At 47.9% G+C, this 24,219-nt stretch carries 15 protein-coding genes; 3 read left to right on the forward strand and 12 right to left on the reverse strand.

The genetic code is table 11. The features are described from left to right. Positions 1-68 precede the first annotated feature (68 nt). Positions 69-3,545, forward strand: coding sequence for a PVC-type heme-binding CxxCH protein (locus IEX60_RS17960; RefSeq protein WP_188752794.1), 3,477 nt, complete (start codon positions 69-71; stop codon positions 3,543-3,545). Positions 3,546-3,642: 97 nt separating this feature from the next. Here IEX60_RS17960 and IEX60_RS17965 read toward each other — a convergent pair whose 3' ends face one another. From IEX60_RS17965 to IEX60_RS17995, 7 genes are all read right to left on the reverse strand, one after another. Beyond that, complete coding sequence (locus tag IEX60_RS17965; RefSeq protein ID WP_188752795.1) at positions 3,643-5,064, reverse strand: glycosyl hydrolase family 28 protein; 1,422 nt, start codon at positions 5,062-5,064, stop codon at positions 3,643-3,645. A gap of 47 nt (positions 5,065-5,111) precedes the next feature. Further along, positions 5,112-6,809, reverse strand: coding sequence for a RagB/SusD family nutrient uptake outer membrane protein (locus IEX60_RS17970; protein WP_188752796.1), 1,698 nt, complete (start codon positions 6,807-6,809; stop codon positions 5,112-5,114). Positions 6,810-6,825: 16 nt separating this feature from the next. Then, a complete protein-coding gene (locus tag IEX60_RS17975) occupies positions 6,826-10,077 on the reverse strand; it encodes a SusC/RagA family TonB-linked outer membrane protein (RefSeq protein WP_188752797.1) in 3,252 nt (1,083 codons plus the stop codon). Between the two features lie 293 nt (positions 10,078-10,370). Then, on the reverse strand, positions 10,371-11,549 hold the full coding sequence (locus IEX60_RS17980) for a FecR family protein (protein WP_188752798.1): 1,179 nt from the start codon (positions 11,547-11,549) through the stop codon (positions 10,371-10,373). Between the two features lie 69 nt (positions 11,550-11,618). Next, positions 11,619-12,206 (reverse strand): RNA polymerase sigma factor, encoded by a 588-nt coding sequence (locus IEX60_RS17985; RefSeq protein ID WP_188752799.1) that lies wholly within the window; start codon positions 12,204-12,206, stop codon positions 11,619-11,621. A gap of 233 nt (positions 12,207-12,439) precedes the next feature. Further along, a complete protein-coding gene (locus tag IEX60_RS17990) occupies positions 12,440-12,796 on the reverse strand; it encodes a bleomycin resistance protein (RefSeq protein ID WP_188752800.1) in 357 nt (118 codons plus the stop codon). Between the two features lie 86 nt (positions 12,797-12,882). Further along, on the reverse strand, positions 12,883-13,620 hold the full coding sequence (locus IEX60_RS17995) for a DKNYY domain-containing protein (RefSeq protein WP_188752801.1): 738 nt from the start codon (positions 13,618-13,620) through the stop codon (positions 12,883-12,885). Positions 13,621-13,727: 107 nt separating this feature from the next. Between IEX60_RS17995 and IEX60_RS18000 the strand changes: the two genes are divergently transcribed. Further along, a complete protein-coding gene (locus IEX60_RS18000; RefSeq protein WP_188752802.1) occupies positions 13,728-14,216 on the forward strand; it encodes a nucleoside deaminase in 489 nt (162 codons plus the stop codon). 123 nt (positions 14,217-14,339) lie between these two features. Here IEX60_RS18000 and IEX60_RS18005 read toward each other — a convergent pair whose 3' ends face one another. Next, positions 14,340-14,852, reverse strand: a complete 513-nt coding sequence (locus IEX60_RS18005; RefSeq protein ID WP_229717630.1) for a GNAT family N-acetyltransferase — start codon at positions 14,850-14,852, stop codon at positions 14,340-14,342. A gap of 217 nt (positions 14,853-15,069) precedes the next feature. Here IEX60_RS18005 and IEX60_RS18010 point away from each other — a divergent pair, with 217 nt between their 5' ends. Then, a complete protein-coding gene (locus IEX60_RS18010; protein WP_188752803.1) occupies positions 15,070-15,873 on the forward strand; it encodes a universal stress protein in 804 nt (267 codons plus the stop codon). Between the two features lie 175 nt (positions 15,874-16,048). Here the strand turns inward: IEX60_RS18010 and IEX60_RS18015 are convergent, their stop codons facing one another. Genes IEX60_RS18015 through IEX60_RS18030 form a run of 4 tightly spaced genes read right to left on the reverse strand, consistent with a single transcriptional unit; the run spans position 16,049 to position 24,132 of the window. Continuing rightward, positions 16,049-16,663 (reverse strand): hypothetical protein, encoded by a 615-nt coding sequence (locus IEX60_RS18015; protein WP_188752804.1) that lies wholly within the window; start codon positions 16,661-16,663, stop codon positions 16,049-16,051. Then, positions 16,650-19,127 carry a phosphocholine-specific phospholipase C gene (locus IEX60_RS18020; RefSeq protein WP_229717631.1) on the reverse strand — a complete coding sequence of 826 codons (2,478 nt, stop codon included), beginning with the start codon at positions 19,125-19,127 and terminating at the stop codon, positions 16,650-16,652. Before IEX60_RS18020 ends, IEX60_RS18015 begins: the two co-directional genes overlap by 14 nt. Before the next feature lie 40 nt (positions 19,128-19,167). After that, positions 19,168-20,664, reverse strand: coding sequence for a SusD/RagB family nutrient-binding outer membrane lipoprotein (locus IEX60_RS18025; protein ID WP_188752805.1), 1,497 nt, complete (start codon positions 20,662-20,664; stop codon positions 19,168-19,170). 30 nt (positions 20,665-20,694) lie between these two features. Continuing rightward, complete coding sequence (locus IEX60_RS18030; RefSeq protein WP_188752806.1) at positions 20,695-24,132, reverse strand: SusC/RagA family TonB-linked outer membrane protein; 3,438 nt, start codon at positions 24,130-24,132, stop codon at positions 20,695-20,697. Between the last annotated feature and the right edge of the window lie 87 nt (positions 24,133-24,219).

The raw sequence follows: 24,219 nt of genomic DNA on the forward strand, positions 1-24,219 counted from the left end.
CGGAATAAACCCAACCCATCTCACGAAGACGGGACAGATACTAACAACTAAAAAGCAAAAATAAGCAGATGATTTTGATACGTGTGTTATCGACCTTCCCTGGGCTACTAATTATACCGATACTGTTACTAACCACCTGTTCTACCAATCCGGACGAGCCCAAGGAATATGCTGAAAACGATCCCAGAAAGGAGCTGGAATCTTTCAATATCGCCGAAGGATTTGAAGTAACGCTGTTTGCTTCCGAACCGCTCGTAGCAAAACCCATTCAAATGAACTGGGACGCCGAGGGACGGTTGTGGGTCATCAGCAGTACCGCATACCCACACGTTAAAACCGGAGAGGAGGCGAGCGACAAAGTATTCATCTTAGAGGATACCGATGGGGACGGCGTTGCCGACAAATCAACAGTTTTTGCAGAAGGCCTGCATCAGCCTACGGGTATCCTGCCGGGTGACGGTGGAGTTTATGTGGCGAACTCCACTGAAATCCTGCACCTGTCAGATACAGACGGTGACGGTAAAGCAGACACACGGAGAAGGGTATTAAGTGGTTTCGGAACTGCCGATACGCACCACCTCATCCATACCTTCCGTTGGGGGCCTGAGGGGAGGTTGTATTTCAACCAGTCGATCTACATCCATAGTCACGTGGAAACTCCCTGGGGAATCAGGCGGCTTGAAGGGGGCGGTGTATGGAAACTGGAGCCGCATACACTCGAACTTGATGTATATGCTAAAGGGCTCGTGAATCCATGGGGGCTGCGTTTTGATCAATATGGACAATCTTTCCTTACCGATGGCGCCGGCGAGGAAGGAATCAACTATGCATTCCCGGGAGCTACCTTCCTTGCTTCTCCAGGTGCCGAAGAGATACTCCGGGGGCTGAATCCCGGACAGCCCAAGCATTCGGGGCTGGAGATCGTCTCCGGACGGCACCTGCCGGAAGAATGGGCGGGCAGTCTGATTACAAACGACTTCCGGGCCAACCGCGTCAATCGCTTCCAACTGGAAGAACAGGGCAGCGGATATGCTTCCAAGCAGATGCCCGACTTGCTGTGGACAGACCATGTTGCCTTTCGCCCGGTAGATATTTCAGTAGGCCCGGACGGCGCGATTTACATTGCCGATTGGTATAATCCGATTATCCAGCATGGGGAGGTTGACTTCCATGACCCCCGGCGCGACAAGGAACATGGCCGGATCTGGCGCATCACAGCTAAAAAAAGATCGTTGGTAAAGAAGCCTAAGTTAGCGGGCGCATCTGTCGGCGATCTTTTGGATGCTTTGAAAGCACCCGAAGCTTGGACACGCGGACAAGCCCGGCAGCTGCTCAAAGAGAAAGGGGCCGGCGAAGTTGCTGCGCCACTGCAAAGCTGGATTGATAAGCTTGACAAAAAAAGCAACGATTACGAAAGATTGAAGCTCGAAGGTTTGTGGGTGTTCCAAGCGATTGATACATACAACGGGCCGCTTTTGGAAAGCTTATTGAACGCACAAAGCCATCAGGTACGGAGCGGAGCGCTGAGGGCATTACAACTTTGGCACGATAAAGTTGAAAACCTGAATGTGATTCTGCAGAAAGCAGTCATAGATGCGCATCCACAGGTACGACTCGAAGCCGTAATTGCGCTCCGGGAGTTAAACAACGCCGCGGCGGCAAAAACTGCGCTTGATGTATTGGATCAGTCGATGGATGAGTTCCTTAACTTTGCCTTGTGGCAAACCCTTCGGCAGCTTGAGCCCCAATGGCTTGCCAGCCTGAAAAGTGATCCGGAGTTTTTCGGGAATCCCGCGAAAACATCATACGCGTTAAAGTCTGCCGCCAGCATGGATGCCATTGCCTTGCTAACGCAGCTCTTTAAACAGGATCAGGTTCCGCAGCAATACCGGAAAGATGCGTTATCGGCAATAGCCAAACGCGGACAGGTAAACGATCTGAATGACATTCTGGATGTTGCCATCGACCGATTTTCGCAGCAGAAGCGTGAGGTGGCAGATGAACTTGCCGCTATTGAAGATGCTGCATTGAAACGGCAGGTCGCGGCGAATCGTCAACTCGAACGCCTCCAGCCCATTATTGCAGGTACTGACGAAGCTTCTGCCCTCGCAGCCATGAAAGTAGCCGGGGCACTGAAAGTCAGGTCGCTGGAACCTCAACTCAAAAAACTGGCGAACCACGAAAACCGTAACTATGCAAGAACCGCAATGGGCGCACTGGGAGCCATAAACCCGGGGGCAGCACAAACACTCCTGAAAAAGCTGACTACGGAACAAAACCCACTGGATCTGCGTTTGATCGCGGTTTCGCAACTGGCTTACCTAAATGCACCTGCTGCGGCCAAAATCGGAGTTGGACTGCTGAACAAACTGGATAACCCCGAGCAGGCCCAAGGAGTATTCGATGCGTTTCTTGCTGACGGCGGACGGACCAAGGCGCTGGCCGAAGTATTGGTGACTACCCGTATACCGGAAGAAGTGGCTGTAGCGGCCCGCCAACACCTTCAGACATCGGTTCCGTGGGACCGCAGGGAAAAGGATGACGTCAAATTATTGATCCAGGGTCTGGAAGCATCGGGCGGTGTATTACCGGCTGAACGAATGCCGCAGGACCTCAATCCGGATCAAATCAAAGATCTTGCTTCCGAAGCACGGAAAACCGGCGATCCCGTAAAAGGAGAGTTAATTTTCCGCAAACGGGAACTTGCCTGCCTAACGTGCCATGCAATCGGTGGAGCGGGCGGACAGATAGGTCCCGACCTAAGCAGTCTTGGTACCAGTTCGCCAGCTGAAACCATCATTAAATCCGTTATTTATCCGACGGAATCAATCAAAGAAGGTTACGAACTGCAACGTGTAGTCCGCACAGATGGCAGTGAAATTATGGGGTACCTGGTGACGGACAGGCCGAGTGAGATTATCGTGAGGGATGTTACCGGCCATGAAGTGGCTATACCGAAAGATAACATAAAGACAAGGGAAAAAATACCGGGTTCGCTCATGCCTCCCAGCCTTACAGCCAGCCTGGATAAGCAGGAATTTATTGACCTGATCAGTTTTCTTTCAAAACTGGGTACATCCGGCAACTTTAGGGTCCCCACGGAACGGTTTGTAAGGCGCTGGCAAGCTGTGCCAGCCAACGATGATGTGGTGAAAAGAGTGAAAGAAAATGGTATTGAAGCTATCTCCAAAGACAACAAATTGGCGGGACCGCCTCACTACAGCACCACTTCGGGGGCACTCCCAATCAGCGACTTACCCATCGTAGAAACGGGTGAAGACAAGCGCTACAGCTTTGTGAAGTTCGAGGTAGAGGTCCTTACCCCCGGCGATATCGCATTTGGCTTTAACGATGCGAACGGCGTTACAGGCTGGGCAGATGAAAAAGCCCTTTCCATCGAAAATAGCAAACTCACCACTTCACTTGCGCAGGGAACCCATCAGATTACACTGGCGATAGACCGGAATCTCCGCAAGGAAGGACCGTTACAGGTGCATCTGACAGACGACGGCAGCGCACAGACCAGACTGGTTATGGGAAAGTAAGGGAGAACGGAAATGCTTAGCGAGCCCTTTGGTTATAAAAAGAACCCAGTTATCTTGTAAGATAGCGGGGTTCTTTCACAATGATATTGGACCCTTATCAGGGAACAAAAGACAAGTTATGTACAAAACTATTGACCTGTAGATTTGCCGAAGCCTCATCGTTGGCCAAAACCCCATTCACGACAAAATTTTTAAACCGCACAGTATCGACTGTTCGCGAAACATCCTTTCCGAAAATCCGGCTCGGACTGGCATTGCTACCGGTATACGTGACATTCGTAAAGCTAACATCAGCCACGCTGTTGCCAAACCCCTGCTGGGCGTAGGCATCGGTGTATTGGATACATATAATTTTACCAGCTGTGATATCCTCGATACGAATATTTTTCCACTCGATTTGCCTGAATTCCCCTCCGTCCGCTGCCATAACTGCCATGACACCGGGAAATACTTCATCATTTTGTGCGTTTTCAAGGACGTCTATGTTGTCAAATTGGATATGCTCAAAAGTACCTCCACTGGATTCCGGGCCTACCAGCATATTGTGCGCCCGATCAGCCCACAATACAGAATTCTTTAAGGTAATGTTGCTGGTCGCCGTACTATCGTGAATTTTCAGGCTTATGTTATCATCATGGTTTCTCAGGAACACATCGTCAATTGTAACATGGTGCGATTGGATGATATCCAATCCGTCTGAATTTTCGTTATAACAGAGGTGCTTGATGTTGGTGATGTTTACACTGTCCGTGTTTCTAAGAACGGTCGTCCACATAGGGGCATCTCTCATCACAATTCCATCGATGGTAATGTGACTGCCATTGGTAAGTCCTACCAACCATACCCTATGCTGATTAACGTCATGGTTCAATTTCGATCCATCCAGTATACCCCGCCCGCGTATGGTCACGTTATCAGCGTCGCTGCTCCAAAGATATCCATATACCAGCGCCCCCTCAGCAAGGTAAACGGTTTGTCCCGCCGTGACAATTATTTCGCCCGCATTATGGATGCCAGGGCCGAAATAAATAACATCCGGATCTCCGGGGTTCGGCTTATTTTGTTCAGGTGGATTGGCAAACACAAAAAGGTTGTTCATAATATCGCCATTGAATTCCACCGATATTTTTTGTGCGTTCTGCAATGTAAACTGGATCTGGTTTCCGCTTTGCGTATAGGTAATATTAGTAAAGCTGGGCCGTATACGCACACTGCCGATACTGCCCGATGTCTTCGTTACCTGTATTTCGACCGGTTTGGAAAAATCAGAATCGAACGAAACAAAACCACAGTTTCCTAACTGTCCATTGCTGTATTTTTTGGTAACTGCATTATGAGTAAATAGTGTTTTCCACTCCGTATCGCCCTGATCGCGAACTTGAACAATATAGTCGCCATTGGCGGGATAAGTTTCTTCATCCAATTCCGTATCGACAGCGCTTTTGCCAACCGCCGTATAGGAAAGGTTTTTTGTACAGGCAGAAAATGATATAAACAGAATAAAAAATAAATTTTTCATGTTACCTTAATTTTAGTGATATAATACGTACGCGCAGTGTGTTAGTGCTACCATCCCGGATTTTGGCTGAGCCGATCGTTTTTGTCAATTTCCGACTGTGGCACAGGAAACAGATAATGTTTCGTCTTGTCGAAAAGCCGGGTTTCAAACACTGGATACGAAAAGGTGCCATCCGAACGAACAGCGATGCCACGCACCGGGCCATTGTCCACTTGTTCGGCGATCTTCCAACGACGCACATCCCAAAAACGGTGGCTTTCAAAAGCCAGTTCAATCTTACGTTCGTGGCGTATACGCTCCCGGAGCTGGGTTTGTGACAGTCCTTCCGGCAACGCAGGCATGTCTGACCGCTGCCGTATGAGATTAACCGCCGCGAAAGTCTCGCCGGGTTGATCGCCGGTTTCGTTTACAGCCTCTGCATAATTCAGGTACAGTTCTGCTAATCGAATAATGGCATAACGGCGATAACTGGTACCGGTATTGGTAAATAGATTGTGGCCTTCATCCAGGTATTTGCGGCAAAAATAGTTAATCCGTGACCGGTCGGATGTATTGTTGTCAAGCCCCCCGGGCGCCACATTGATTGTTCTTCCCTGCCAAAGGGCGCCATGATAAAGTACACTCTGGTAAAAACGTGGATCGCGATTGAGGAAAGGTTGGGTGGGATCGTAGTCTGATGCAGGGTTAACTATGGGTACTCCCCCATTGCCGTATCCGGTTATGGGTATTTCTCCGTTAATCATTTCGTACGAATCTACCATTTCCTGAAGCGGGCCAAAGCCGTACCAGCCTCCGTATCCTAATGAGGAAGAAAAGAAGTCCCATGCTTCGGGGCCATTCACATAGGTTCCCGTTTGCGTAGTAAGATTCTTTGCCCAAATAACTTCCGGGTTATTAAGTTCCAAGAAGATACGCTCATAGGCTTTTTTACCACCGGCATCGCCCTGTGACAGGCTATGCCCAGCCTGTAGCGCAAAGTCAATGGCTTCCTTGGCAGCATCGGCCGCCTTGGCCCATCGTGAAATATCGTTTTGGGGATTGAAAAGAGGACTGGCATAATACAATGTGACCCTTGACCACAGTGCTTTGGCAATCGTGGCATTCATCCGGCCAAACTGACTGTTGTCAAGGCGTGGTGGCAATAAGGAAACGGCTTGATCAATATCGGATTTTATGAAGCCAATGACCTGGTCGATCGTACTGCGCTCAAGCATAATTTCTCCTTCGGCACTGGGATCCAATGGTTGGTCGACAATGGGAATCTCCCCCCACATTTTGAACAATTGAAAATAATAGAAAGCCCGCAATCCATGAGCTTCTCCAAGCAGACGCCGCTTGCGCGAAGAACCTCCGCTGCTAACCTCTTCGGGAATCAGATCGTAGTTTGCAAGGAATAAATTGATGCGGCGGATTGCCCGGTAATAATCTGCCCATAACCACTGCATGGGGAATGCCGACGGATTCCAGCTACCGGTATTGAATTCCCTGGCACTGTAGACGTACGTATGCATATACGCCATCTCATCCGTTGCGGCACCGAGATTATACGCGTTGGGAGGATTTCCAGACATGGTGAGGAAATCAGGCAGATCGTTGTAAGCATTATTCAGAAACGACTCTGCATTGGCAATATTGGTGAAGACTTCTTTTTCATTAATAAAGTCACTGGGAGTACGTTCCAAAAAATCCGTTTTACAGGAAACTACCGTGAATAATAGGATACAAAGAATATGATTCGGTTTCATATGTTTTTCCAATAAGTTAAAACCGCAGGGCTAACCCCACATTATAGACACGTTGAATTGGGTAAACCACATCGCCACCGGGCGACTCGGGATCCCTGTCTTTAAACCATAAACGGTCCCAAATACCGACGTTTTGCCCATTTAGGAATACACGTGCAGAGGCCAACCTGAATCGGTGGATGAAATTTTGAGGAAGCACATAGCCCACTTCAACATTACGCAGTTTCAGGTAGTCCGTGCGCTGCAAGTTAAGATCAGACAATATATCCGTATTATTGGCGGAGAGATGAGCCACGGGAACACGAGCTTTTTCCTTATTTTCCGGTGTCCAACGTTGTAGTTGAAATGCGCTACCGGGTTGATACAACCGGATATTTGCCGTACCCCCCAAGGCACCATTAAACAGCAGGCTCAGATCAAAACCTTTCCAGGATCCTCCAACGGAAAAACCACCAACATAACGCGGGATATTCTGCAACAGTACAGGAACGCGGTCACGGGCATCAACAACATTATCACCGTTTACGTCCACATACTTGGCATCACCGGGTATAAGACTGCTACTGAAGCTTTGACGTGGACTATTGGCAATTTCGTCTGCATCGCTAAAAAAACCGGCAAACTTATATCCCAGGGCATACCCTACTTCATAGCCAACCAAGCTTTGATAAGGCATAGCCGGACTTGGTTGGTCGTTTCGCAATACCTTATTCCTAGCGTACGTAAGCTGCATCGTACTGAATAGATTTACCTCCCCTACCGTTTTAGTGAGGCGGAGTTCTACTTCGAATCCTTTATTCTCTACCTCTCCTGTATTACGTGGAGCCAGGGAAACAACGCCAATGTAATCAGGAACCGTACCTGGCGCTGTGAGGATGTTGGTACGCAGTTCTTTGAAAACATCAAAGGTAAGCTGGACCTCTCCCTTACTGAAGAGAGAAAGATCCACACCTGCGTTTATTTTGGTGGAACGCTCCCAAGTTACGATGGGATTCCCGGTGCGATTTTCGTTATAACCGGGGATATAAGTAGGCGATATTCCTGTGTAATATCCGCCGCCTGGCGCGTAATCGGATATGAACAACCAACGTTCGCCCCCAATTAAATCATTGCCTACAATTCCATAGGAGCCTCTCAGTTTCAGAAAACTGATCGTTTTGCTATCACTCAAAAAGGGCTCACTGCTGAGTACCCATCCAGCGGATACGGCGGGGAACAATCCATATCGCCGGTTTTCCGGAAAATTCTCGGAACCGTTATATCCGACGTTCCCTTCCAGGTAATATTTTGATTTAAAATTATAGGTAATGCGTGCACTGACACCTTGGTAAGCATAAGGTAATTCGTCGTTTACTACACGCAGGGTACGGTTTCCAAGAACTTGGGCGGTCAGCGCGTGATCTTCCCATGAACGGTCATAATTAAGCCTGAAATCCAAATAATTATACCGGGTTACAAACCTTTGTCCGCTCGTGGCCAAACGGCTGCCGATCGTATACTGCTGGTAGATGGGCTCACCAGCAGCGTCTGAACCGCGGTACCAAAAGGAATCGAAATCCTGCGTGCGCGACGTGTTTTGCTGATTATCATTTTCAAAGCTGAAAAACAGTTGAGCACTCAGACCCTTACCGATAAAATCCAGGTCATGGCGCGCAGACAGGGTACCGTACATGACATTGTTATAATTTGTATAATAACCGCTGCGCGCTATCAGGCCGTATGGATTGTGATCTCCCGGCACCACGGCGGCGCTCCCCGCTCCAAAACTTCCATCGGGATTAAATACAGGCATGGCAAGTGGTGAAATTCCGGTCAGAATACTGAATACTTGCTGGAAGCCTGGTCCCGGTCCGGTTCGGTTTTCAAGTCGGCCTGCTAAATCTACCTGCACTCTCAACCGTTTGGTCACGTCTATATCCACATTGGATCGGAAGTTATACCGATCGAATTTGTTGCTGATCTTATAGTCATTATCCTGATCATGCTTCAACAGGCTTCCCTGACGGATATAACTGCCTGAAATGAAATATCGAACGGCGTTTGCACCGCCCGAAATATTGAGATTGTACTGATTTTGCGATGAAGTGCTCCTGAGTATTTCACGGTACCAATCCACATCAGGGTACAGATAAGGGTCTGATTTGTCCCTGATCGTACTAAGTGCGGTTTCGTCAAAGCGCGGCTGACGCCCATCGTTTATGTCATACTCATTATAATAGAGGGCTTGCTGGAGGGCATCCATTTGCCGCGGAAGGCGTACGGGCTGTTGAAAAGCCTGCTGCGCCGTAAAGCTGACCTGAGGCTGTTCATTGGAAATGCCTCTCCTCGTCGTGACAACAATTACACCATTGGCTCCCTGTATACCGTACAGTGAGGTAGATGATGCGTCCTTCAAGATTGTTACGGATTCGATTTCATTAGGATCTAACTGACTGAAGTTTGCCTGGGAGCGCGGCAACCCATCGATCACAACCAAGGGTGATGTATTTCCATAGGTGGATACTCCCCGGATATAAAGCGCCGAACCGTCATCGCCAGGTTGACCGGTGGACTGTACGGTAATGAGGCCCGGAAGCCGACCGGCAAGTGCATTGCTAAGATTGGCAACCGGACTTTGCCGGAGTTCTTTGGTCTGTATCGTAGCCATGGCACCCGTAACAGATCTTTTGGTTTGCCGGTTATTCATACCGACAATGACAACTTCTTCTAATTCGCCTATCGCTGCACTTAGCTTAACCGTCATCGGAAATTGATCGGTTAACGTTACCTCCTGTTCCTTAAACCCAACGGCAGAAAACACCAGTGCAGATCCCGTAGCCCCGGCTGGAAACTGAAAATTGCCCTTGCTGTCTGTTAGGGTTTGTTGCTGAGTATCTTTTAAAAGTACGGTTACCGCCTCCAAGGGATTTCCCTCTTCATCAATAACTTTTCCGGAAATTATTTTTTGCTGTCCTGAAATCTGCAGCGCAGACCTAGCTTTGCTTGCGATGATCGAGACAATTCCGTCTTCCAGGGTCCACTCCAATCCCCGTTTGTTCAGGATTACCTCCATCGCATCAGCGAAGTCCATCTGTTTGACGCGTACATCCACCCGAATATCCGCAATATGGTTGCCATGGAACAGAAATGAATAACCCTGTTGTTTCTGAATTTCTGACATCACTTTGCTCAGCGGAGCATTCGTTAGGTTAAGCGTAATTTTCTGTGCTCTGCTCTCGGCAACCGCATGAAATGTAAATGCAATCGTTAAGAGAATCGCTAGTTTCATAATTAGTACTAATCGGTATTTAAAAGGCCAACAGCAGCCTGTTACACATCGTGTAAATATCATATCTTTGTCCTGTTTGGATAGTTAATAAATTGGTTTTCGGCCTGGCTTTCAACGTTACTGGCCGTTAATCGATCCGGACAATTAAACGGGTGATGGAGTCAACATCATCCGTTTTTTGTGGATGAAACAATTGGTATGGCTTTATTAGGTTTGCATAGTCGTCACTCCTCTCAAGATTTAATTGGTTTCACATTTAGTTTATTGGTTAACTCATATAAGCAATTCTTCACTTATTTTTCTGCAGTAACAAAAAGACGCCGCACAGAATCTGCCCCCCGTACCTCAAAGGCTAACCCACTTTTTCCCAACGATTTCAATACTGAACTCAATGGCTTTTTACGGTCAACCACCCCAAATATAATTGCCTGGTTGGGTATAATCCCTTCGTATACCACTTCCAGGTCATACCACCGAGCGATAAGCTCGATAGCCGCCCTCGGTGTCATATTATCAAAATAAAAAAACCCGTCTTTCCAAGCCGTATAAGGCTCCGTTTCAACATCCCTGACTTCGGATATGTTTTCCCGCGTAACGCTCTGTTGTCCGGGACTCAGTACGACCGAACCGTCTGACTTGCGGGATCCACTACCTTGCATTTCTACTGCCGATACCCCACTGGGAGTAACCCGTACTTTCCCAGATACAAGGGTGGTTTTGATTTCTTCTTCTGGATAGGATGATAAGTTGAATTCGGTGCCCAGCACCTTAATTTCCTGCCCTTTGCTGATGACCTTAAATGGCTTTTGCTCATCCTTGACAATAGAGAAATAAGCCTCACCCGAAATTTCAACCACACGTTCGTCTCCGGAAAAATTTGAAGGATAGCGAAGTGTCGAAGCAGCATTCAGCCAGACATTGCTTCCATCCGGAAGTGTAAGCTGATAAGTACCGCCCTTTGGAGTGCGTATGGAGTTTAAGACATCTCTCTGCAATGCCAATGTTTTGTTGGTTTTTATAATAGGACTTCCATCGTAATAAGTCACCTCATCTCCGACGATGATGCCATTTTGTGACTTGCTGAGCTCCACAGTACGGCCATCGGCTAAGGTAAGCGTAGCCCGATTGCCTCCCGGCAGAATCGCCTCAGCGGCGATGGCCCGCTCTTGAGGTTGTTCTGTCCTGATGAGAAAGAACCATGTGCCGAACATCAAAGCCAAAATAGCTATGGCAGCAGCATAACGAACTTGCAAACGCAGAAAACGTGGCCGATGTTCCTGCCTAAGCTGCGGTGTGGCAAGGATCGGTGGTAGCCCCCGATTCATCCGATCCATCAAATCCTTGGGATGATCGATGGCAGGACTCTCGTTAGCATGCTGTAGGTACCACGACTCAATCTGTGCAACCTCCTGGGGACTGGCAAGACCTTGATGATATCTATCGATAAGCTGTTGAATGTCCTTTTTTGTCATAACTCTACCCCGGTTTTTACAGGTAAGGAACCTTAAGGCAGCTTAGAGGGGACATGGAAATAAAAAAAATTAACGCAGCAACTGCATGGCTATTAGTAACAGATAAGACTTGTCATTGACAACTACACGAAGTTGTCTGAGTGCTCGCTTAATTTGCTCACGGACAGTACTCTCGGATATACCAAGCAACTCGGCAATTTCCTTATGTGAATGCAAGTGTTTGCGACTCAGATTAAAAATCTCGCGCATGCGGGGCGGCATACGGTCGATCTCAGATTCGATCGCTTCGACCAGTTCGTTATATCGTACAACTTCATCGACCTGATAATGCCCGGCGGTAATATAAGCGGCGATTTCGTCGAAATAAGCTCCTTTGACTTTCTCATGGCGGATCTGATTAAGCACATGATGGCGGATTGCACCGTAAAGATACGACGATACCGAGCCTTTGAAAGTAATAAGAGGAGCATTTTTCCAAAACCAGGTAAATGTTTCCTGTACAGCGTCTTCAGCAGCTTTTTCATCACGCAACATACGATACGCGTGCAAATAAAGCAAAGGCCAATACCGATTATACAACAGAGCGAAAGCCCGGTGGTCCCCATCCGCAATTTTGGCCATCAACGCATGATCCGCATGTAAAGGCTGGTCTGCCATCGGGATATTATCGATTATGTGGCGAATATAAAAATTAAAAAGACTAGCAACCGGGATGGCGGGCAATTTTCTAATTCATATCGCTTCCTCCTTTTTGAGGAGCAAGGTGATTGCACCGCTATCAGTGCCTTTTCTTTCACAATGAGGCATGCCGAGCTAAACACACATGGCACATTCGGAATGACAACAAGACAAACCTATAAATAAAGGGGCAGAAGCCGACACCAATAAAGTTAAGCAGGCTGCCCGAATGTCAACAGGTTACTATCTGGATCAAGCATGGAAAACTCTTTCTGTCCCCAGGGCTTTACCTGCAAGGGACCACCCGGATGTATGGATAGTTTTCTTTCGCGCATCAACCGGTACAGTCCGTCGATGTCGTCGGTCCGTATGTATACCTGTCCGTAGTTTTCCTTCGGATCAAGCGCTTCGAATTTGAAAAAATGGAGCTGGAGGTTATCTTTCTGGACCATGAGGTAGTCGTCATAGTCAGGGCTTCCGAATAGTTGAAAGCCCAATTTGCCAACATAAAAATCCAATGTTGCGGCCTTGTTCCGCATCGGCAATTTGGGAATGATTTCATTCAGCATATCGATGTCATTTTATTAAATAACGTAAAAATGGCGTTTTCCGTGCAGGGCCTCATTTGACGATCCAAGGTCCACCAATAAACTTTTTAATTGATTGCTTTCCTTTTCCCAAATAAGTAATAATACTTTTCATCAAACGCATAGCCCAGATTATCCACCACTTTGAAACGGAAATGGTCTATATTTTTGGTTTTAATCGGCTTAATTGCGCGGGCAATGGTATCTACGTAGTAAGCGCAGTTATTATCTTTTGCGTAATAGGTATGGTCGCATTCTCTATAATATACTTCTGTAAAGCATTCTTCCAGAAAATGAAAACTTGCAGCGTCAGCCCCCTCTACAATTTTGTCGCGGAAATAGACATGATTTTTGTCTTTGGCTACATTCTTTACTTCATCTGCGTAAAGCACCTCAAAAGATGCTGCGTCTGCTTGGCTTAACACCCTTGTATAACCAAAGTAAATTGTATCGTCAATACGTTGATAGTATTCAGACAAGACCTGATAATCCACGAAACGATGTGGAAGCTTTTCATCAAACAGGTAATCGTTTCGGTTTGAGGTACTCTTACCGTTTTCAAAATCCAATATCCGAAAATCTACCGGATCGGCATCGGGCAAAACAGCAAAATGGTTCATGTAGCTTTCTACATAGACATGGTTTTTATCCCGGAAGTAATGAAACGTGGAACCGTTGCTTTTTAGTACTTCAAAGCTGTCAAAATCAATGACTGAATAAAATTTACGGTAGACTTCGCTGTCAAAATGAAGAATGAATTTATTATCAATGATAAAAAAGTGATGACCTAATGATTTTCTACCCATATTATTGACTGAATGGCTTTTAAAAAATACGCCGACAAACTGCCTTTTGCAAACGGACAGACCGCTAATTTATTTATTTTTGTAAGAAATAACAGATTGTACGAAAAATGACCGCATCGCCTGAAAATCATCACATTCACCTGCAACGCTGTATAGACTTGGCAAAGCAGGCATTGGACGAGGGAAATGACCCTTTTGGTTCGTTGCTTTTATCTGCCGAGGGCGAAGTTTTGTTTGAGGACTACAACCACACGGTAAACGGCAACAAAATGCTGCATCCGGAGTTGGCTGTTGCACAATGGGCGGTGGAGAATATGACGGAAGAAGAAAGGGCAACAGCAGTCGTGTATACTTCCGGCGAGCATTGTGCGATGTGTTCTGCGGCACATGCTTGGGTTGGATTGGGAAAGATAGTCTATGCCACGTCAGCTAAACAATTGGGTAAATGGATGTCCGAATTCAACGCCGAACCGCCGCCAATCAGGCTTCTTGGCATAAAAGATATCGCGCCTGCCATCGAAACCGAAGGCCCTTTTGAAGAGTTCGCCGAAGAGATTCGAGAGCTGCATAAAAATAACATAAAGCTCCGAAACTGAGAGAATCCAGGCCTTTAAACTAACCAATTATCAGCCTAAAATACGAACCCGGATGATTTAACTAATTATTAAATCACGAAGGGATAAGAAAATTAACGAACCGATGAAAAGACAAGTTTTAAATCAGGCAATGCGCTTCCCTAAAATTTTCAATCCGTGTTCTTCTCCGTCAAGTACGGCAATATTTGGAAGGGTTGCCCAATCTTCAAATCCAAAATACCTGAATAATTTAAGGCTTGGCTGGTTGTGCGAGAAGATAAATGCAAGTAAAGTTTTCACCCCAAAATCGGGAGCATGGCCGATGCAATATTCAAGGATACGTTTGCCCAAACCGTTGCCTCTTTGCGCTGCATCAAGGTAAATACTTATTTCGACCGTGGCGTCATACGCAGGCCGCCCATAAAACGATTGAAAGCTGACCCAACCGATTGTTTCGTTATTTTGATTTTCAACCATCCAAAGCGGCCTTTTTGCCGGATTGTGCTCATCAAACCATTTTTGCCGGCTCTCAACCGTTACCGGCTCGGTATCAGCAGTAACCATTTTTGACTCAATGGTCGAGTTGTAGATTTCGACAATCTTGACTAGGTCCTGCTGCGTTGCATCCCTGAATTTTATCGGCATATGTGGCTTCATGGTTTTTATTATGGTGTTTTTTCTACGTGCTAACCTACCAAAATTACGCTGTTCGGGGCATAAAAAAAATCAGGTCGTGGCAAGTGGGGGTAGGTCTCATGCAAATGGGCCTACGATGAATAATATGTGTGATAAAAATCAAGCCGGGATTTGATTTCCCTTATCGAAGAATCAATTGAAATTGATTACATTTGAAAAGCTACACAGATGATTTCTCATGGGCAACATACTATTACTGACTGATTTTTCACCGGGGTCTAACAATGCTGCTGCATATGCCCTGAAACTTGCCAGGCAACTTCGATTCGATTTACTGCTGTTACATGTAACCGATACTGAAGATGGAAACTCAACCGATACTCTGCAACAATTCGACAAATTGAAAAACAGCATCAGTAAAACGGATGCCGGAATGGACAACTACCAACCTGCTTTGGTGGATATCCTTGTAAAGGGTAAATTGACGGAAGGGATTGCAGGGGTCTTAAAGCAAAAAGACATTGACCTGGTTGTTGTCGGCGCCACAGACGGAGAAAATAAGACCGGTATGCTATTTGGCAAACGGGTAAGGGAAATTATCGATTCAGTGCAATATCCTACCTTGTTGGTGCCGTCTGCCGCCAGATTTAAAGAAATACGTGATGTATTCTATGTGACGGACATTCGCTATGCCAACACCCAGGCGATTGAGCGATTAATGCGCATCGTCCGGCTGTTAAAAGCGAACCTTTCCGTGTTGCATATCGGGGCGTCTGGCCTTCCTGAATTATCAAAACAACATACGCAATCGCTATTTAACGAATTGGTTATGACGGTTCCGGGGCAGCTACCCCGTTTTTTGATTCCCAATCAAAGTCACAAACCCGAGACACTCATCCGTGAACTTTTTGTTAGCCAAGGGCAGGATGTGCTGGCCGTTGCGCATCGTGAACATCATTTCTTCGGACATATTTTTAGAGACCACCATACGGAAGACGCAGTGATCTACAAAGAGATCCCTATGCTGATCCTGCCGGTATAGAAATAAACAAAGCCCCGAAACGGGGAGAATCGGGGCTTTCAAACTAACCAATTATAAACCTAAATTATGAAAAGACAATTTTTATTAACTGATTATATAACGCATGACAATGCCCTTTTGTTACAGCGAAAGTGTTAAATTTTGTTAAACACGCTGTACCGCATGAAATAGCTGTTCATATGCCGTTTGCTTCGTCGAATTTTTTCTGTGCCTGATAAAATACGCTGTCTTTTTCAAACACGGTTTTATACAATTCTTGTTTCCGAAGGCTTAGTTCAAGGTCTTTGTCCTGCACTGCCCGCAAAGCATCACTTTCCGTACGCTGCGATGCTTCGCGGTTTTTGATCTGCTCACGGTCGAAGAGCTGTAACGCTTTAAGTGCAACATAATATTCCATTGCAGCCATTTTTAGCTCGTGTCCGCGTTTAATCCCATCAACAGGCAATGCTTCTATGGTAGTAATCAGTGTATCAAACTCCCGCTCCTGTTGATCGATTACGGCCAATGCTCCCTTAAAATCCTTTTCTATCAGCAAATCTAATTTTTTCGCCTCCGACCCCTCTTGGCTAACCAGCATCTTAGATGCCATTTGTTCTTTCTGAACAATAGCCTCTTTGAAATCGATTGCTCTTTGAGGTTTACAGGAAGATATGCCCGTCAAAAGGCAGGCAATAAAAAGAACGGCTAACTGCTTGTGGGATTTCACTTCAACTTTCCTTTTTAATACTAAAAAACGCGTTTCTTCAATAACGCTTTCTTCAAAGATTGATCCACTTTTAACGGCTCCCAACTATTCCACCCATCAGCGGATCGGTGATGCTGGAATGGCCGGTTTCCACATGCCCGGCATACCGATGCGACCACCCGGGATATCCCGCTACACTAAATTCGAAATCGTACCAACCATCCGAATCCGTCAGGGGAATTTCCAGCTGTAACTTATCTTTTGAAGGGAGTGTTTTTGACGCCCGTCCATACGATAGATCCCGTATTTCCAATGCCTTTCCAGGAAGAAGGAAAGCCTCTAATAAAAGGGCCTGCTGATCCGGTTTTACAGATACTTCCAATCGATGATCCGACGAAACGGAACTTCCCTTGAACTCCCGGTAAAAACCGTTTGGCCCGTAGACTTCCAAATGATACGATTTATCCGGGAAATGATCCAACGGCCATCGGTATTCAAGAGCCTCGCCTTCCCGAACGGCAAAATTCCAATTGCGCCCCGGCTCCGGATCGTCGCGGTAAGGTCGTCGCGATACGGCAATGAATGGCATCCCAATGGTCTTGGTTTTCGGCAGACTTCCTCCCAATGTGAGGTGTAGCACCACTTCACCGCTTGCGCGATCCACAGACATGTTGACCGCCGCATCATACGGAAGACTACACGCCGGTTTTGTACCTACCTCTTGTTGGGGTAACCGCCCTTGGGGCCGCTTTCCCTGTTTAAGCGATGTTAGCACCTCAGGTTCCAGCAGCCGGTAATTGCCCGGCAGTCCTTTTGTTTTTGCCGAATAGATACGTTCAACATATGCATTGCGGTCTACAGGCTGCAGCCTGTCTTTATCTCCTCCATGTGCGGGCCGGAAAACGGACGTCAGATTACCACATACCAACCGGCGCCACGCACTGATATTTGATTCGTATACTTTTTTACCGGTTTTACTTTCGATAAAATGCTCCAGAAACTGCAACGTGGAAGTATGGTCAAACACTTCTGAATTGACCCACCCTCCTTTTGTCCAGGGCGAGGCAACCACAAGTGGTACCCGAAAACCCAGACCAATGGGACTATCTAGCGTCGTATCGGGATTACCGGTCCGTATTTTTTCCTGTGCGGCTGTTACATATTCTTCTGCCGTATCGATACCGGTTGCCACAGCTCCAACCCCGTTTCTGCCCGTGAGAGGTGGTACAAATGGAGGTATATGATCAAAGTATCCATCATTTTCATCGTAAGTGAGGATGAAAATCGTCTTTTTCCAAACCTCGGGATTCTTGGTAAGTATATCAAGCGCCTCAGACACATACCAAGCTCCGTACCATGGCGATCCGGGATGGTCTGAAAACCGGCAGGGTGCCACCAGCCAGGATACGGTGGGCAACTTGTCTTCGTTGACATCTTTGCGGAATTGATAAAAGATATCACCCTTGGGCACCTCTACCGTCTTTTCTCCTTCGGTATCTGTATAGGTGATCGGTTCCAACCGATGGTAATCGGGATCTGCGGTGTTGGTGATGAATGCCCGCCGATGGATCTCCTGTTCGAAAGATGTGAGCTTATTGAAATTTTCTTCGCTGTATTGCTGGATATCACGGCGGAGTTGTGTCAGCTGCTCCTGAAGTTTTTCGCGTTCTTCCGCCTTGGCTTCGCCGTTGCCAAGTATGGCTTCCAATTCACCTGCACGGCGTACCATGAATACACGGTGTGCAGAATGGAACCGTACATTGTATTGCTTGTAAAATTCCAGGTTATTGTCTGTGAAGTTGGCCAGCCAATCTTCTTCGTCATCGCTCAGCCCTACGGGCAAGCTCAGTTCATTCTGATAGACTTTCCAGTTAACACCTGCTTCCTGCAACCGTTCCGGATAGGTTTTCCAGCCTACATCTTTGTAGTTGATCTGCCCATTGTCAACATGAGCTATGGAATCGGGATTGTGGGGTTCTTCGCGGATAGCCCCGGCCCAAAAGTAAGAGCGGTTGGCACTGGTGCCGGTGAGCGACGAACAGAAATGCTGGTCGCAAACGGTAAACGCATCCGCAAAAGCATAGTAGAAAGGTACATCCCGCCGGTCGTAATAGCCCATGGTGAGTGGCATATCTTGGTATTCCGGATTTCTAGCCCGCTTGGCCTCCAACCAAGTATCAAGCTTCCCGTCGTTGCGGGCGTGCACCATATCTTTCCAACCGTGGGGCAACGAACCCATCCAGGTAGCTTTTGTATTTTCGATATCCAGGTGAAACGGTGCATAGCTTTTTCCCTGCGCATCGGTCTGTGCCCATACGGGCAGCCCATTGGGCAAGCGGATAGCCCGTGGGTCATTGAAGCCACGTACACCCCGAAGCGTACCGTAGCAATGGTCAAACGAACGATTTTCCTGCATCAGAAAAACGACATGCTCGGCATCGAGATAGGTACTGCCCTCGGGTGCATCGATAGCCAGCGCCCGCTGAATGGACTCCGGCAACAGGTGGAAAGCGGCTGTGGCACCGGCCAATAGCGATGCCTTCTTAAGAAAGGTTCTCCTTGATTCCATAATTTTGGTGTATGGTGTGCAAGTTATTGATTTTCCCGGTTTATTTCAACCACCATGGTTTTTCATGGATATCATCGTTGCCCGCTCCAAACTGGCTTGCAATGGCTGCCGATACGTGTTCGCCGTTGTAGTTATATTCCGATTGGGGATACATCCACCGGAAAGGCACTGCTACCCCTCTCGGTCTTCTAAATTCCGGATATCCTGTGCGGAGATGATCGTAGAACGCCGACCACCCTCCTTGCAGAAACGAGCGCAGGTACTTTTGGGTCACAATGCGTTCCAGTTGGCCTTCCTGACCCTGAGCCAATGCAAAATCGACCAACGAATGGCGCAGGTACGCCGATACCGCTGTTTCATCCACATACGAACCTAAGCCTTTGGCATACGTTTCGTAAAACTTGAACGAAGCCCGTATGCCTGACTCATAATAAGCGCCGGCATCTCCACTGATCCATCCCCTTACTACGGCTTCGGCCAGGATGAATTGCTGCTCGGCATACCCCATCAATACAAAGGGTTCATTGGTGGGATCCTGGTGATAGCGTTCGAGCACTTTCGACGTACGTCCCGCAGCAGCCTTCAGATTTACCTGTGCATAGGGAGCTGCGGGATCGCCTCCTTCGTAAGCCGTAAAATCATCAAGGGCCTTACCTGCTTCCTTGCCCACACGTGTCTGCGTACAATAGACAAAAAGACGGGGATCTTCGCGGTCCTGAAGCCGCCGGATAAACGTCGAGTCTATATACATGCCCGACCCGTAGCCGCTGGAATTGAACTCGGGGTAGCGGTTGCCTTCCTGGTTAAGGAATACCAGCTGGGCGTCATCGGCCAGCAAATTGCCGGCAGTGGCTTCGAGTAGTGGACTTTCGGCCGCAATCCGCGCAAACGTGCCTTTTATATCCAGTTCCGCATCGGATTCCTTGCCCGAAAGGGTCATCAATACTTTCAGGCGGAAAGCATTTACCAGTTTACGCCACTTTTCGGCACTGCCGCCATAGATGATATCCCCATCGATGACGGTATTGGATTGTGCCAACAGTGCATCCGCCTCAGCCAACTCAGCAAGGATGCCCTGAAACACGGCTTTCTGCGGATCGTAGGCCGGCGTGTAAATACCCTCTTCCGCCTCACCTTTCAATGCCTGAGCATACGGGATGTCTCCAAACGTGAGGGTCAGGTTGTAAAAGTAATAAGCCCGGAAAAACTTTGCCAGTGCTTCATACGACGTATTTCCTATGCGCGCTGCTTCTTCTGACATTTTCGTGATGTCACGCAGCACCGTATAGGCCTCAAAACCGCTCCGGTTCCATTTGTAATATTGATTGGCATTCTCGCCGTCTGTCTGCACGAGCATTTTCAGCGCATACAGGGGACCTGTACCCTGGTAAGCACGGAAAGCATCCCATTGTATTTTGGTAAGCTGTAGTTGGGGATGCGTTTCCGTAGCGCGGTTAGGGTCAATATTCATTTCATCCAATGGGCTGCAGGATGCCAGCACACATGCGGCCAACAACACACTATATAATTTGTTCATGTTTTATCTATTAAATCAGGTAAGAACTGTTTAAAACTTCAAATTGATGGAGAAACCAAGATACCGGGCCGAAGGATCCTGCAAATCGTTGTCATTGCCATAATCCGGATCTACATAAGGTATCTTCTTCCACATCAGCAGATTGTATCCATACAAGGTCACAACGGCATTTTTGGCATTGCCTATTTTCATCAGCTTGGCTACATCGTAGCCTACAGACAACCGGCGCAGCTTGAAATAAGAACGGTCGTAGGTATTGGCAAACTGCTCACTTTCTTCTTCAGTAACCTGTGCCTGGTAGGGATAAATCTGGCTCCATGTTTGCCAGTTGACGGCTGTTGTATTGGGCGTGTAAGTACGTGTGTCGGAAAGGATGTTTCCGTCTACATCCCGCTGGAGTTCGCCGCCTGTGACAACCACCCCGGTCGGAACATATACCGGATGGCCTGCAGCGTATTCCGCATCGCGGTATTCCACCGATTTGGGATGCTTGCCGCCCCACCACATTTTTTCGATGGTCATTGAGCGCATAAGCCCACCCCAAGCGCCATCCACATCGAGGTTGACCAGGAATCCCTTTACGTTGAATCTATTCTGGAAACCCAAACGCCAATCGGGTTCCAAGTTACCGATGTAGGTAGGATACGGGTCTTTAATGGGAAGTCCACTATTGGGATCAAGGATCAATTCGCCATCTTTGCTTTTTTGCCAAACGGTGGCGTAATAACTGTCGGCACGATCGCCCGCGCGAAGTTCGCCGAATTTCGCCTGACTGCCATAGATTTCATCGATTTTCTTGGCGTAGTGGTTCCAGTTGATACTCATATCCCACGAGAAATCGGTTCCGACTACAGGCTTGGCGGTTGCCATCACTTCGTAACCATTGGTCAGATATATGTTGCCATTCACCTTGCGTGAAGAGAAACCGGAAGCTTCGGAAATATTGAGATCAATGATCTGGTTTTCATCTTTAATGCGGTAATAAGTAACATCAACCGAAAACCGGTTGTTGGCGAAGGCGGTAGACACCCCTGCTTCATAAGAAGTAGACTTGTCGGGCTGTATGGCCGGGTTTACGATCCCTGCGGGGTAGGTGACGGAAGGTGTGGAACCATACGTGACGCTCTTGTTATAAGATGAATAGATGCTGTAGGGATCCAAGTCGCTGGATACCTGTGCCCATGAGGCATAGACCCGCAAAAAGTCAAACACCCTGGGCAGTTTCAGGTAATCGGACACCACGGTACTCATGGATACGGCGGGATAAAAATAGGAATTGCCGCCTTTGGGCAGGGTGGACGACCAGTCGTTCCGTGCCGAAAAATTCAGATACAAGGCATTGAAGATATCCAGATTGGCGCTTCCATACACGCTTCGGATGGCTTTCTCCTGAAAATAATTGGTCGCCTGCACCGGTCCCTGGGTATTGTTGAGGCTATACACGAAAGGCACGATAAGACCGTCGCTCGACTCGTAATCTTCGCGGTAAGTGCGGTGGAACGTAGATGCCCCCACGTTGAGTGTCAGGTCAAGCTGGGAGGCCAGCCGCTGATTGTAAGTGGCTAGCACATCCGCATCGACATTGAGCTGCGCCTTGTTCCATAGCTTGTAATCGCCGTTTCGCGAATCCCCGTAGTTCATGTAGGACTTCGGGCTTTGCATGTCTTCGAAGGTTTTGTTTTCGCGCATGGAGGCACGGCCCTGCAGGTTCAGGTTGGGCAATATTTTCCAGTTCAACTGGGTTTGCCCGTGCAGCACATTCCGGTCCTGCTTCTGCTGCAATTCCAAAGCTGCAAAATAAGGATTATTGTACCACGCGTAGTTATAGTTTGCCTGGCGGTATCCTTCCTGCCCGGGCACATAACGGTGCTCACGCAGGTCGTTTCCGTCCACGTCGTCGCCCATCCAGATGAGAATGGTGTACATGTGGTTTTTGGGTCCGTACCCATACCTCGGGTAATTGGGAGAATACACCTTGTTGTATCCCAGCGACGCATCCAACTGCAAGTTGTCTGCGAGGAAAAACGACGCATTGAGTTTAGCCCCGCCGGTATTGAGCGACGTGTTGGGCACCTGCCCTTTTTGATAGGCATAGTTGCCGGATGCATAAAAGCTGGCTCGCTTGCCTTTATAGGCCATGGATAATGAATTGTTGGTTACGATGCCTGTACTGAGGAAATCGCCCAGGTTATCGTGGCGCACCCAATCAGTAGGCACCCGCTCGTAACGCGATTTATCATCGTAAATGGTGCCGGATACATCTCCCCACCAAGGGATCACTTCACCGGTCTGTTTGTCGCGGATGGGACTGTTCCACTGAGGTACTTTCACGCCTGTACCAAATTTCGGTCCCCAGATCATGTCTCCGTCAGAAATCCCTCCATCGGCACCATCCCAAAACTCGTATTGGCCATTTGACCCGTTTCCGTATTGCGTCTGGGTCTCCGGGTAGACCGTAAATCCAGCGGTAAACAGGTTATTCGTACCGACATTTACTTCAAGGGTCTCTTCCTTTGCCTGCTTGCTGGTGATGAGAATTGCCCCGTTTTTGCCCCGCGAACCGTACAGTGCCGATGCGGTGGTACCCTTCAATACGTTGATATTTTCGATGTCTTCGCTGGAGATATCGTAGAAATCGGTTTCAACGGGTACACCATCCAGCACGATCAGGGGTTTGTTGCCACGCAGTGTCATCGAGGGCGTCTGGAACAAACCGGTGGGATTGGCCACGGTAAGTCCCGCTACCTGACCGGACAAGGCACTGCCCAAATTGGTTGTCTTGGACTGTGACAACACTTCGGGATTTACTTCCTGAGTGGCATAGCCTACTTTCCGTTTTTGCTGCTTGATACCGATGGCCGTTACCACCACCTCTTCCAGGGCCGAGGCATCCGCTTTCAGCAGGACATCAAGGATGGTCTGCCCATTGACGGCAACCTCTTGGGTTACGTAGCCCAGCATGGAAAACACAAGAGTGGCATCCGCATGCGTAGCCAGCTGATAGCGGCCGTCTGCCGCGGTGGCCGTGCCGCCTGTGCTCCCTTTTTCCGCAACAGAGACTCCCTGCAACGGGGTGCCCACCGAATCGCGCACCACGCCCGAAACACGAAGCTGTACCCGGGGTCTTTCCGTGAGGATAATGGTGCCATTTACTTCTTTATAGCCGATTCCCGAAGGGTACAATAAATCACTGAGTACGGTGAAAAGCGGCACATCCGTGAACCTTTTATCCGCTATTTGATTGACATCAAGCTGAAATTTTTGGGGATCGTAAGCAAATTTGACTTTATAGCCCGTTTTAAGTGCATTTAATGCCGCAGCTAGATTCCCTTTGGGCAGGGTAATGGTAATCCGCTGGTCCAGCACATCGGTTTGCCCCGCCGCAAGTACCGATCCGGCCGAAAAAACCCATAGAAGCGCAAAAATGTAATATTTGCGTAGAAATGGCTGATATTGACTAAATTTCATATATTTTTGTCCGTTTAACTAATTACTATTTTATTTTTTAGAAGCCGTTATCACCGTTCATGATAATGGCTTCTGCTTTTGATGACG

This window comes from Parapedobacter defluvii (assembly GCF_014642075.1).
Lineage (GTDB): Bacteria > Bacteroidota > Bacteroidia > Sphingobacteriales > Sphingobacteriaceae > Parapedobacter > Parapedobacter defluvii.

Bases quoted from the DNA above. Each gene is read 5' to 3' on its own strand.
- IEX60_RS17960 (WP_188752794.1), top strand. From the start codon at position 69: ATGATTTTGATACGTGTGTTATCGACCTTCCCTGGGCTACTAATTATA.
- IEX60_RS17965 (WP_188752795.1), bottom strand. From the start codon at position 5,064: ATGAAAAATTTATTTTTTATTCTGTTTATATCATTTTCTGCCTGTACA.
- IEX60_RS17970 (WP_188752796.1), bottom strand. From the start codon at position 6,809: ATGAAACCGAATCATATTCTTTGTATCCTATTATTCACGGTAGTTTCC.
- IEX60_RS17975 (WP_188752797.1), bottom strand. From the start codon at position 10,077: ATGAAACTAGCGATTCTCTTAACGATTGCATTTACATTTCATGCGGTT.
- IEX60_RS17980 (WP_188752798.1), bottom strand. From the start codon at position 11,549: ATGACAAAAAAGGACATTCAACAGCTTATCGATAGATATCATCAAGGT.
- IEX60_RS17985 (WP_188752799.1), bottom strand. From the start codon at position 12,206: ATGGCAGACCAGCCTTTACATGCGGATCATGCGTTGATGGCCAAAATT.
- IEX60_RS17990 (WP_188752800.1), bottom strand. From the start codon at position 12,796: ATGCTGAATGAAATCATTCCCAAATTGCCGATGCGGAACAAGGCCGCA.
- IEX60_RS17995 (WP_188752801.1), bottom strand. From the start codon at position 13,620: ATGGGTAGAAAATCATTAGGTCATCACTTTTTTATCATTGATAATAAA.
- IEX60_RS18000 (WP_188752802.1), top strand. From the start codon at position 13,728: ATGACCGCATCGCCTGAAAATCATCACATTCACCTGCAACGCTGTATA.
- IEX60_RS18005 (WP_229717630.1), bottom strand. From the start codon at position 14,852: ATGAAGCCACATATGCCGATAAAATTCAGGGATGCAACGCAGCAGGAC.
- IEX60_RS18010 (WP_188752803.1), top strand. From the start codon at position 15,070: ATGGGCAACATACTATTACTGACTGATTTTTCACCGGGGTCTAACAAT.
- IEX60_RS18020 (WP_229717631.1), bottom strand. From the start codon at position 19,127: ATGGAATCAAGGAGAACCTTTCTTAAGAAGGCATCGCTATTGGCCGGT.
- IEX60_RS18025 (WP_188752805.1), bottom strand. From the start codon at position 20,664: ATGAACAAATTATATAGTGTGTTGTTGGCCGCATGTGTGCTGGCATCC.
- IEX60_RS18030 (WP_188752806.1), bottom strand. From the start codon at position 24,132: ATGAAATTTAGTCAATATCAGCCATTTCTACGCAAATATTACATTTTT.